The organism is Microbacterium sp. (genome assembly GCF_051953575.1).
Taxonomy (GTDB): Bacteria; Actinomycetota; Actinomycetes; order Actinomycetales; family Microbacteriaceae; genus Microbacterium.
The window spans coordinates 1-10,833 of sequence record NZ_JBQCIP010000009.1 but is presented as its reverse complement, the minus strand read 5'-3'; the positions used below and the strand labels follow the sequence as shown (position 1 = coordinate 10,833).

9 protein-coding genes and 1 pseudogene are annotated in these 10,833 nt (G+C 69.6%); 3 read left to right on the top strand and 7 right to left on the bottom strand.

Going from position 1 to position 10,833, the window contains the following annotated elements:
• Positions 1-44: 44 nt before the first annotated feature.
• Positions 45-1,595, bottom strand: a complete 1,551-nt coding sequence (locus tag ACTHNQ_RS00710) for a DHA2 family efflux MFS transporter permease subunit (protein ID WP_440330527.1) — start codon at positions 1,593-1,595, stop codon at positions 45-47.
• Positions 1,592-2,212 (bottom strand): PadR family transcriptional regulator, encoded by a 621-nt coding sequence (locus ACTHNQ_RS00705; protein ID WP_440330526.1) that lies wholly within the window; start codon positions 2,210-2,212, stop codon positions 1,592-1,594. The genes ACTHNQ_RS00710 and ACTHNQ_RS00705 overlap by 4 nt, the downstream gene beginning before the upstream one ends.
• Before the next feature lie 80 nt (positions 2,213-2,292).
• Here ACTHNQ_RS00705 and ACTHNQ_RS00700 point away from each other — a divergent pair, with 80 nt between their 5' ends.
• From ACTHNQ_RS00700 to ACTHNQ_RS00690, 3 genes are all read left to right on the top strand, one after another.
• Positions 2,293-3,264: a phosphoribosylaminoimidazolesuccinocarboxamide synthase gene (locus tag ACTHNQ_RS00700; RefSeq protein WP_440330525.1), complete on the top strand. Its 972-nt coding sequence runs from the start codon at positions 2,293-2,295 to the stop codon at positions 3,262-3,264.
• A 70-nt stretch (positions 3,265-3,334) separates the two neighbouring features.
• Positions 3,335-4,666 (top strand): uracil-xanthine permease family protein, encoded by a 1,332-nt coding sequence (locus ACTHNQ_RS00695; protein ID WP_440330524.1) that lies wholly within the window; start codon positions 3,335-3,337, stop codon positions 4,664-4,666.
• A gap of 92 nt (positions 4,667-4,758) precedes the next feature.
• Positions 4,759-5,658 carry a VOC family protein gene (locus ACTHNQ_RS00690; RefSeq protein WP_440330523.1) on the top strand — a complete coding sequence of 300 codons (900 nt, stop codon included), beginning with the start codon at positions 4,759-4,761 and terminating at the stop codon, positions 5,656-5,658.
• 168 nt (positions 5,659-5,826) lie between these two features.
• Here the strand turns inward: ACTHNQ_RS00690 and ACTHNQ_RS00685 are convergent, their stop codons facing one another.
• From ACTHNQ_RS00685 to ACTHNQ_RS00665, 5 genes and pseudogenes are all read right to left on the bottom strand, one after another.
• Positions 5,827-6,840, bottom strand: a complete 1,014-nt coding sequence (locus ACTHNQ_RS00685; protein WP_440330522.1) for a LacI family DNA-binding transcriptional regulator — start codon at positions 6,838-6,840, stop codon at positions 5,827-5,829.
• Between the two features lie 49 nt (positions 6,841-6,889).
• Entirely contained in the window at positions 6,890-8,362 is a 1,473-nt protein-coding gene (locus ACTHNQ_RS00680; protein ID WP_440330521.1) for a glycoside hydrolase family 1 protein, read from the bottom strand.
• A 68-nt stretch (positions 8,363-8,430) separates the two neighbouring features.
• Complete coding sequence (locus ACTHNQ_RS00675) at positions 8,431-9,336, bottom strand: carbohydrate ABC transporter permease (RefSeq protein WP_440330528.1); 906 nt, start codon at positions 9,334-9,336, stop codon at positions 8,431-8,433.
• A 14-nt stretch (positions 9,337-9,350) separates the two neighbouring features.
• Positions 9,351-10,355, bottom strand: a complete 1,005-nt coding sequence (locus tag ACTHNQ_RS00670; protein WP_081634728.1) for a carbohydrate ABC transporter permease — start codon at positions 10,353-10,355, stop codon at positions 9,351-9,353.
• A 223-nt stretch (positions 10,356-10,578) separates the two neighbouring features.
• Positions 10,579-10,833: pseudogene (locus ACTHNQ_RS00665) on the bottom strand (carbohydrate ABC transporter substrate-binding protein); the annotation flags it as partial.

The following is a 10,833-nucleotide window of genomic DNA, read 5'->3' as shown; positions in this document are numbered from 1 at the left end:
CCCCCGCCGGTGGGGGGTTGTCGCCATCCGCTCTTCGAGGTCTCTCAGTCGGCGACGGGCGCTGCCGCGTGGGCGGCCTGCCAGTCCTCGGCGGACGACAGCTTGGGCCGCTTCAGGAACAGCACGACCACGACGCCCACCAGCATGACCGCGGCCGGCAGCAGGATGGACTGCGCCATCGCCTGCGAGAAGCCGTCGATCACGAACGGCGGGAGTGCACCCGAGCCGAACGAGCCGGACGCGTCCGAGGCCCCGGGCAGGTTCGCCTCCAGACGCGCCTGCATGAAGGCCGCGATCGACGCCGATCCGATGACCGAGCCGATCGTCCGCGTGGTGTTGTAGATGCCGGCGCCGGCGCCCGCCTGGCGCGGCGGGAGGTTGCGGGTCGCGGTCGTCGCCAGCGGCCCCCACATGCCCGCGTTGCCGATGCCCATGAGCGCGGACGGCAGCAGGAACATCCAGATCGGGGTGTCGGTGTTCATGAGCGTGGCGTACCAGAACAGCGAACCGGCGACGAGGAGCAGCCCCGGCACCAGCAGGAAGCGCGGGTCGGTGCGGTCGAGCAGCTTGCCGGCGAACGGAGCCAGCACGCCCGACAGGACCGCCATCGGGATGAGCAGCAGCGCCGACTCGGTCGGCGTGAGGCCGCGGGCGAGCTGGATGAAGAACATCAGCGGCAGCGACATGCTCGTCACCGTGAAGCCCACGAGGGCGATGGCGAGGTTCGACACCGAGAAGTTGCGGTCGCGGAACAGCGGGAGCGGCACGAGCGGCTCGTTCTTGGTGCGCGCCTGCGTCCAGATGAAGATCGCCATGACGATGACTCCGCCCACGATCATGCCCCAGACCCACGGCGCCCAGTCGTACTTCTCGCCCTCCTGCAGGCCGAAGACGATGAGGAAGAGGCCGAGGGCGCTCAGCAGCACGCCGACGATGTCGAAGCGGTGCGGGTGGGTCTCGAGCTTGGGCACGAGGATCCACGCGAGCACGAACGCGATCACGCCGACGGGGATGTTGATGAAGAAGATCCACTCCCATCCGGCGCCGTCGACGAGCAGACCGCCGGCCAGCGGGCCGACGAGGGTCGCGACACCGGCGGTGGCGCCCCACAGGCCCATCGCCGCACCCCGGCGGTTCGGCGGGAAGGTGCGCGTGATGACGGCCATGGTCTGAGGCGTCATGAGCGCCGCACCGAGGCCCTGCACGGCGCGGGCGACGATGAGCATCTCGAGCGTGCCCGACAGGCCGCACCACAGCGACGCCAGCGTGAAGATCGACAGGCCGATGAGGTAGATGTTCTTCGGGCCGAAGCGGTCGCCGAGACGGCCGGTGATGAGCAGCGGCACCGCGTACGCGAGCAGGTAGGCCGAGGTCACCCACACGACGTTGTCGAGGTTGTTGGTGTCGGGGTCGAGCGCCGCCTTGATGGCGGGGTTCGCCACCGAGACGATCGTGGTGTCGACCAGGATCATGAAGAAGCCGATGACGAGGGCCCACAGGGCCGGCCAGGGGCTCCGCGGCTTGTGCCCGGCGGCGTAGGCGCCGGTGGGCGGGTGCGCGGCGGTGGATGCCGCGCCGGGGGTTTCAGTGGTCACTGTCGTGCTGCCTTTCTCTGGGCGAGATAGCGTTCCGAGGGGAGCCGCTCCGGGCCCCACTCGAAGTCGGGGCGCTCGATGCGCGCGATGATCGCGTCGAGCCATTCGAGATCGGCGCGGAGGAGGGCCTCTTCGCGTCCGAGTTCGAGGAGGTACTGTTCGGGCACGCCGTTCGCGAGCGCGTGCGCCCGGCCTGTCTCGACGCTGTCGAGCAGTTCCGCCAGCGACGACCGACGCTCGCCGAGGAGCGTGAGAGCCTCGCCGCGCTCGAGGCCGTGAGCCTCTGCGAGCGCGACACGGAACTCGGCCGGCCGATCGACGCGCGGCAGTTCGCGGCGCACCCACTCGACCACGGCGGCCGCGCCCGCCTCGGTCTGCGTGTAGGTGGTGCGCTCGGGGCGGTTGCCGTCGCGGTCGACGCCCACCTCGGCGAGCAGGCCCGCCCGTTCGAGCCGGGCCACCGTGTGATAGAACGTGCCGTTCGTGATGGTGACCAGCCGGTCGTCACGCCGGATGTGCATCAGCCGGATCATCTCGTAGGGATGCATGTCGCCCTCGGCGAGCAGCGCGAGCACCATCACCCCCAGCGGGGTGAGGCGGGCGAGGGCGTCCTTCACGATCACTCCAAGTCGACTAGTCCACGTGGACTATACACCTCGAGACTCGCGAGGACCATGCCCGCGGGGATAATGGCCTGGTGACGGCTATCCCCTCCCCCTCGACCGAGCTCGCCGGCTGGCGACACGTCTATTCGGGCAAGGTCCGCGACCTGTACGTGCCCGCCGAGACGCCCGAGGGCGCGGAGCCCGAGCGCATGCTCGTCGTCGCGAGCGATCGCGTCAGCGCGTTCGACCACGTGCTCTCGCCCGGCATCCCCGGCAAGGGCGAGCTGCTCACGACGCTCAGCCTGTGGTGGTTCGACCAGCTGGCCGGCGCCGACGGGGGCCGCGGCATCCCGAATCATCTCGCCGCCTCCCACACGCTGGGGCTCGGCGACGACGGCGTGGCCAACACCGCCGACGACCTGAAGAGCCTGATCCCGGATGCCGTCGTCGGGCGTGCGATGGTCGTCAAGAGCCTCGACATGCTGCCCATCGAATGCGTCGTGCGCGGATACCTCACCGGCTCCGGCTGGGCCGAGTACCAGGCGGGCGGCACGGTGTGCGGCATCCCGCTTCCCGCGGGACTGAACAACGGCGACCGGCTGCCCGAGCCGATCTACACGCCCGCGTACAAGGCGCCGCTGGGGGAGCACGACGAGAACATCTCGTACGAGCGCACCGTGGAGCTGGTCGGCGCCGAGCGCGCCGCCGAGCTGCGCGACCTGTCGCTGGAGATCTACACGAGGGCCTCGCGCACGGCCGAGGCCCACGGCGTCATCCTGGCCGACACGAAGTTCGAGTTCGGGCTCGACGAGAACGGCGTGCTGACCCTCGCCGACGAGGTGCTCACGAGCGACTCGTCGCGCTACTGGGATGCCGCCGCCTGGGCGTCGGGCACGACCGAGGCCGAGCGCATGGCGAGCTTCGACAAGCAGATCGTGCGCAACTGGCTCGCGGCCAACTGGGCACCGCCCCGCGAGGGCGAACCGCCGGCCCTCCCGGCCGACATCGTCGAGCGCACGGCCGCCCGCTACCGCGAGCTGCTGGAGCTGCTGACCTCGGCGTGAGACCGCCGGGCGGCATCCCCGCGCGCCGCTAGGGTGAGGCGAGCACAACACCCGAGCGCAAGGAGCGCACATGCCTCTGTGGACCCTCCACGGCAACGGCCGGACCGTCGAACCGGGCCAGGTCGTCCGACCCGAAGAACGCCTGAACTGGCCGGCGACGATCGCGATCGGCGCCCAGCACGTCATCGCCATGTTCGGCGCGACGTTCCTCGTGCCGATCCTCACCGGCTTCCCGGTGTCGACCACGCTGCTGTTCTCGGGCCTGGGAACCCTGCTGTTCCTGCTCATCACGCGCAACCGCCTGCCCAGCTACCTCGGCTCGTCGTTCGCGTTCATCGCGCCGGTGACGGCGGCCACCGCCTCGCAGGGCATGGGCTCGGCCCTCGCCGGCATCGTCGCCGTCGGCGTGCTGCTGGCGGCCGTCGGGTTCATCGTGCAGTTCGCCGGGCTGGGCTGGATCGAGAAGCTCATGCCGCCGGTGGTCGCCGGCGCGATCGTGGCTCTCATCGGCTTCAACCTCGCACCGGTCGCGTGGCAGAGCTACCAGAAGGCTCCGGTGACGGCCACGATCACGCTCGTCGCGGTGATCCTGTGCAGCGTGCTGTTCCGCGGATTCCTCGGGCGCATCTCGATCTTCCTCGGCGTGATCATCGGCTACATCGCGGCGCTCATCGCCGGTGAGGTCGACTTCACCGCCGTGAACAAGCTCGTCGACGAAGGCCAGTGGATCGGCCTGCCCACGTTCGCCTTCCCGACCTTCGGCAATCCGGGCACGTGGAGCGTCATCGCGATGTTCCTGCCCGTCGTGCTCGTGCTCATCGCCGAGAACGTGGGCCACGTCCGCGGCGTCGCGACCATGACCGACGCGTCCGTCAACAAGTACACGGGGCGCGCGCTCATCGCCGACGGCGCCGCCACGGTGCTCGCCGGAACCTTCGGCGGATCGGGCACCACGACGTACGGCGAGAACATCGGCGTGATGGCCGCGACCCGCGTGTACTCGACGGCCGCGTACTGGGTGGCGGGTGTCTTCGCGATCCTGCTGTCGCTGTCGCCTGTCGTCGGCGCCGTGTTCAACTCGATCCCCGCCGGCGTGCTGGGCGGTGTGACCACGGCCCTGTACGGGCTCATCGGCATCATCGGCATCAAGATCTGGGTCGACAACCGCGTGGACTTCTCGCGCCCCGTCAACCAGTACACCGGCGCCGTCGCGCTCGTGATCGCGATCGCCGGCTTCACGATGCAGTGGGGCGACTTCCAGCTCGGCGCGATCGTGATTGGTGCGGCCGCGGCCCTGCTGATCTACCACCTCGGCAACCTGATCGCCCGCTGGCGCAAGACCGGCGCCGACGACGGCGGCCCGATCCCTGCGGTGGGCCAGCTGGGCGGCGACCCGCAGTAGTCGGCTTCGGATGCCGCCACCTCAGCCGTTCTGGTCGGCCGAGGTGGCGGCATCCATCGTTCTTCTCGGCTTGGGGTGGGAATGATGCGCGGATGCCCGAGGTTCTCATTCACGTGAATGCACAGGCCGAACGACTCGCCCCCGACACCGCGATGGGGGCCGTCACGCTGCTCGTGGGCGACCTCGACGCCATGACGGCGTTCTACCGCGACGTCATCACACTGCAGGTGCTGGCCGCCGACGGCGACCAGGTCGTGCTCGGCCGCGCCGGCCGCGCGGTGGTGGTGCTGAAGAACGAGCCGGCGCTGCGCCATGCCGCACCGGGAGCCGCGGGACTCTTCCACACCGCGATCCTCTTCGAGACGCAGGAGGCCCTCGCCGCCGCGCTGTACAGCGTCGCGACGCGTGCGCCGCACACTTTCACGGGGTCGGCCGACCACCTCGTGAGCCAGGCGTTCTACCTCACCGACCCCGAAGGCAACGGCATCGAGCTGTACTGGGACCGCAACCGCTCCGAGTGGTCCTGGACGCACGGCACGATCGAGATGGCGACCCTCTACCTCGACCCCAACGCGTTCCTGCGCGAGCACCTGACGGAGAGCGCCGCGAGCGGCGGGACCGCGCAGGATGCGGCATCCGTCGGCCACGTGCACCTGTCGGTCGGCGACGTCGCGAGCGCGCGCAGCTTCTACGTCGACGCGCTCGGCTTCGACCAGACGGCCGCGATGGGCGACCAGGCGCTGTTCGTCAGCGCGGGCGGCTATCACCACCACATGGCGATGAACGTGTGGAACTCCCGCGGGGCCGGCCCTCGCATGCCGGCGCTGGGCCTGGGCCGCGTCGACCTCGACCTTCCGGATGCCGACGCGCTCGGCGAGCTGTCGGAGCGCCTGCGCCACCACGGCTTCGAGGTGCGCGACGACGGCCGCACGCTGTCGTTCGACGACCCCTGGCGCAACCTGCTGCACGCGACGGTGCCCGGGCGCGGCTGACATCGGCCCGCTGCGCCCGCGGACTGAACGGATGCCCGGATGACGGCATCCACGGTTCGCGTCGCGGGCTCAGGGCGCGCATTGCGTGCGTTCAGGGCGCACCTGGCATGCCCCGGACGCAACGCGCCCCACACTCGTGAGACGACCGGCGGCCACCAGGGGCGAGGCTCAGACGGACTCGCGGACGACCAGCTCGGTCTCGAGGATCGTGACGTGACGCGGATGCCGGCCGGCGAGGATGTCGAGCAGCACCGTGGCCATCCGCTCACCCTGCGCGAACGACGGCTGGCGCATCGTCGTCAGCGGCGGTATGACCGACGTCGCCACGGGCGAGTCGTCGAACCCGACGAGGGCGACGTCCTCCGGCACCCGCAGCCCGGCCGCGTTCAGCACGGTCAGCACGCCTCGGGCCATCAGGTCGCTCGCGACGAACACCGCGTCGGGCCTCGCTCCCGACGCGAGCATGCGGCGCATCGCCTCGGCGCCCCCGTCGGCCGTGAAGTTGCCGTCTTCGACGCCGGCCGGCTCGAGGTGGAACGCCTTGAGCGCGTCACGGAAGCCGCGCAGCCGGTCGACGCCCGCGGGCATGTCGCGGGGTCCGGTGATGGTCGCGATGCGGGTGCGCCCGTTCTCGATCAGGTAGACCGTCGCGTCGTACGCGCCCCGCACGTTGTCGACGTCGACGTAGTAGTCGCGCTCGCGCTCGCGCACCGGCCGGCCGCCGTAGACCACGGGCACGACGCTCGCGATGCGGTCGATGAACGTGTCGCTCGTGTGGTGCGACACGACGATCGCGCCGTCGACCGCGCCGGAGCGCACGTACGACGTGGTCTTGTCGCCCGGGTCATCGCTCGCGATGAACAGGTTGAGCACGTAGTCCGACCGGCTCAGCCGCGAGTTGATGCCCGACACGATGGCGGCGAAGAACGGGTCGCCGAAGAACCTCGTGGTGTCTTCGGGGACGATGAGCGCCACCGCGTGGGTCTTCTGGCTCGCGAGCGAACGGGCCGCCCGATTGGGCACGTAATTGAGGTCGGCGATCGCCTTCGTGACCGCCTCCAGCGCCTCGGGGCTGACCGCGGTGGAGCCGTTGACCACGCGCGACACCGTCGACCGCGAGACGCCCGCTGCCGCGGCGACCTCTTCGATCGTCACCGTCTGACGCGCGACGTCGGTGCTCATCGCTGTCCTCCCCTGCCGAACCTACGGTCCGAATCTACGACCAGTCGCCCTATGACGCGGACGCCACGACGCCGGCATCCGCGGCGTCGAGCGCGCGGGCGCCGATGATGCGACGGTATTCGAGGGCGCTGTCCTTGGGCGTGCGCTCCTGCGTGTCGTAGTCGACGCGCACGATGCCGAACCGCTTCTCGTACCCCCACGCCCACTCGAAGTTGTCGAGCAGCGACCAGTAGAAGTAGCCGCGCACGTCGACGCCGGCGTCTGCGGCATCCAGGATCGCCGAGAGGTGACCGCGCAGGAACTCGACGCGGTCCGTGTCGTGCACGCGCTTCTCGCCGCCGTCGACGACGAGCGCGTCGTCGTACGCCGCACCGTTCTCGGTGACGTACAGCGCCGTGCCGGCGGGCTGGGCGTACTCGTCCCAGACGCGCACGAGCAGCTGGGTGAGACCCTCGGGCTGCACCTCCCAGTGCATCGGCGTGCGCGGGAGGCCCCGCTCGTGCCAGTAGATGCCCTCGTGCGACGGGAAGGGCGAGGCGCCCGGCCGGTCGGTGGGCGCGTCGCCGCCGATGGGCGGGTTCACGGGCTCGTGGCCGCCGACGTACTCGCCGTGGTAGTAGTTCACGCCCAGCGTGTCGATGGGCGTCGAGATGACTTCGAGGTCGCCCGGGCGCACCGCGGACTCCCAGGCCGAGACGGCGGCGGCATCCACCGCGCGGATGTCGTCGACGATGTCGGCCGGGTACTGCCCGCGGAAGATCGGGTCGAGGAACCAGCGGTTGAACTGGCCGTCGATGCGGCGCGCCGCGTCGAGGTCGGCCGGGTCGTTCGCGTCGACCGGCTCGGCCACCGTCAGGTTGAGCGTGATCCCGAGGTTGAGCGACTCGTCGCGGGCGCGCAGCTCACGCACGGCCTGACCGTGACCCAGCATCAGGTGGTGCGCGGCGAGCACGCCCTCCTCGACGCTGTAGTGGCCCGGCGCGTGCAGCCCCGCGGTGTAGCTGAGGAAGGACGAGCACCACGGCTCGTTGAGCGTCGTCCACACCTTCACCCGGTCACCCAGGGCGTCGTGCATCGTGAGGGCGTACTCGGTGAACTTGTCGGCGGTGTCGCGGTTCGCCCAGCCACCCTGCTCCTGCAGGGCCTGCGGCAGGTCCCAGTGGTACAGCGTCAGCCACGGCAGGATGTCGGCGCCGAGCAGCTCGTCGACCAGGCGCTTGTAGAAGTCCAGCCCCTGCGCGTTGACCGCGCCGCCGTCGGGGCGCACACGCGACCACGACGTCGAGAAGCGGTAGGTCTGCAGCCCGAGGTCCTTCATCAGCGCGACGTCGTCGCGGTAGCGGTGGTAGTGGTCGCAGGCCACGTCGCCGTTGTCGGCGTTGATGACGGCGCCCGGCACACGGCAGAACGCGTCCCAGATGGAGTCACGGCGCCCGTCTTCGTGGGCGGCGCCCTCGATCTGGAAGGCAGCGGTCGCGGCGCCGAACAGGAAGTCCGACGGGAAGGCGCGCGCGGTCGTCATGAGGGGAGGTCCTCTCTGAAAGAAGCGATGGAATCAGGATGCCGGGGGCCCGGCCGTCGCGGAAGGGCCTAGCCCTTGACCGCGCCGGCCATGATCCCGCTGACGAGCTGCTTGCCCGTGAAGGCGAAAAGGATCAGCAGCGGGATGGTGGCCAGCAGCACACCGGCGAGCACGATCGAGTAGTCCACGAAGTAGTTGGACTGCAGCAGCGACAGCGCGACGGGCAGGGTGGGGTTCTGCCGGTCGAGCACGATGAACGGCCAGAAGAAGTTGTTCCATGCCGACACGAACGTGAACAGGCCGAGCATCGCGGCGGCCGGACGCGCGGCCGGAAGGCCCACGGTCAGGAACGTGCGGAACGAGTTCGCCCCGTCCACGCGGGCGGCCTCGATGAGCTCGTCCGGCACCGTCTGGCGCAGGTACTGCGTCATCCAGAACACGCCGAAGGCGGTCACGAGCGCCGGCACGATGATCGCGCCGATCTGGCCCGTCCAGCCGAGGTCGGCGAACAGGATGTACAGCGGCACGACGCCGAGCTGGGTCGGCACCGCCATCGTGGCGATCACGAACACGAGCAGCCAGCTGCCCCCGCGGAAACGGAGCTTGGCGAACGCCCAGCCGGCGAGCGTCGAGAAGAACACGACCGACAGCGCGATGATCGCCGAGCTCCAGATGGAGTTCCACAGCGCGAGCCAGAAGTTCACCGCGGGATCGTTGATCACGGCGGCGGCGTTCGCGAAGAAGTTGCCGCCCGGGATCCACGACATATTGGGGTCGCGGATCGTGGACGAGTCGCCCGAGCCGATCAGCAGCGACCAGTAGTACGGCAGCAGCGAGGCGAGCAGCACGAAGCTGAGCGCGGTGTAGACGAACCAGCCCGGTCGCTCGCCGGCGGAACCGCGGCGGCGACGACGCCCGGCACGGGGACGCTTCTCTTCGACGGGGTTCTCGGGGTCTTCCAGATGCAGGGGCATCGGCGTCGTGGCGGTCATCGCACGGTCTCCTTCGGTGCGGCGGCGGACGCGGCCTGGGCGGCGTCGGCGGCGACGGCTGCGCGAGCGGATCGCGCGGCGGCGCGGCGCTGCTTGCGGGTCAGCTGGCCGCGTCCGCCCTCGTCTCGGATGAGGCTCTGCGACACGAACAGGTTCACGATGCCGATCGCCAGGATGATGAGGAACAGGATCCAGGCGAGGGCCGCCGCGCGGCCGAAGTTCCACTCGCCCCAGCCGATGTTGTAGAGCCACAGGCTGATCGTCAGCCACTGCGAGTTCGCGCCGCCGGTGCCGGTCTGGTCGTACATGCGCGGCTCGTCGAAGATCTGCAGACCGCCGATGGTCGACGTGATGATGACGAAGATGAGCGTCGGGCGCAGGCTCGGAACGGTGATCGAGAAGAACTGACGGATCTTGCCGGCGCCATCGACGGTCGCCGCCTCGTAGTAGTCGCGCGGGATCGCCTGCATGGCCGCGAGCAGGATGAGGGTGTTGTAGCCGGTCCAACGGAAGTTGACCATCGTGGCGATCGCGATGTGGCTCGCGAAGGCGTTGGAGTGCCACGGGATGTCGGGGATGCCGATCCGGTTCAGCATCGTGTTGATGATGCCGTACTGGTCGCCGAACATGTTGCTGAAGATCAGCGCGACGGCGACGGGGGCCATGACGTAGGGGACGAGGACGCCCATGCGCCAGAACGTCTTGGCGCGGATGTTCTGGTCGAGCATCGCGGCGATGAAGATCGCGGCGATGAGCTGGGGGATGCTCGACAGCAGGAAGATGCTGAACGTGTTGCGCAGCGCGATCCAGAACTTGGGGTTCGCCAGCACCCATTCGTACTGGCCCCAGCCGATGAACTCACCCGAGTTGCGGACCAGGTCCCAGTCCATGAACGAGATCACGGCGGTGTACGCGATCGGGAAGAGCCCGACCACGATGAAGAGGATGAAGAAGGGCGAGATGTAGAGGTACGGGGAGAGCTTCAGATCCCACGCGGTCATCCGATGGCCGAAGCCGATGCGCTTGGGAGATCGCGAGCTCGAGACGGTGGTGGTCACGAAGGCTCCTCAGTTCGGGTCCGGAGCGGACGGGTGGGGCGCCGGCAGACGCGGCGCGCGACATGGTGCGGACGAGGCGGGTCGCAATCAGAACCCGCCCCGTCCGGGTCTCAGACGGTGTGCCGGGGACCGCGGCTGCGGCAGCGGCCCCCGGCATCCGTGATCATCAGCCGATCGCGTCGACCTCGGAGACCCACTGGTCCCACGACGTCTTGGCGTCCTGCGTGCCGTCCTCGACACGGGTCAGCGCCTGCTGCATCGCGTCGTTGATCTGGAAGTAGTACTGACCCTTGAAGGGCGCGACCGTGACCGCGTTGGCGCGGTCGGTGAGGATCTGGCCCACCGGCGCGTTGTTGAAGTACTCGTTGGTCGAGCTCAGCAGCGTGTCGGAGGTGAGCGCCTCGCTCTGGCTCGGGAACGT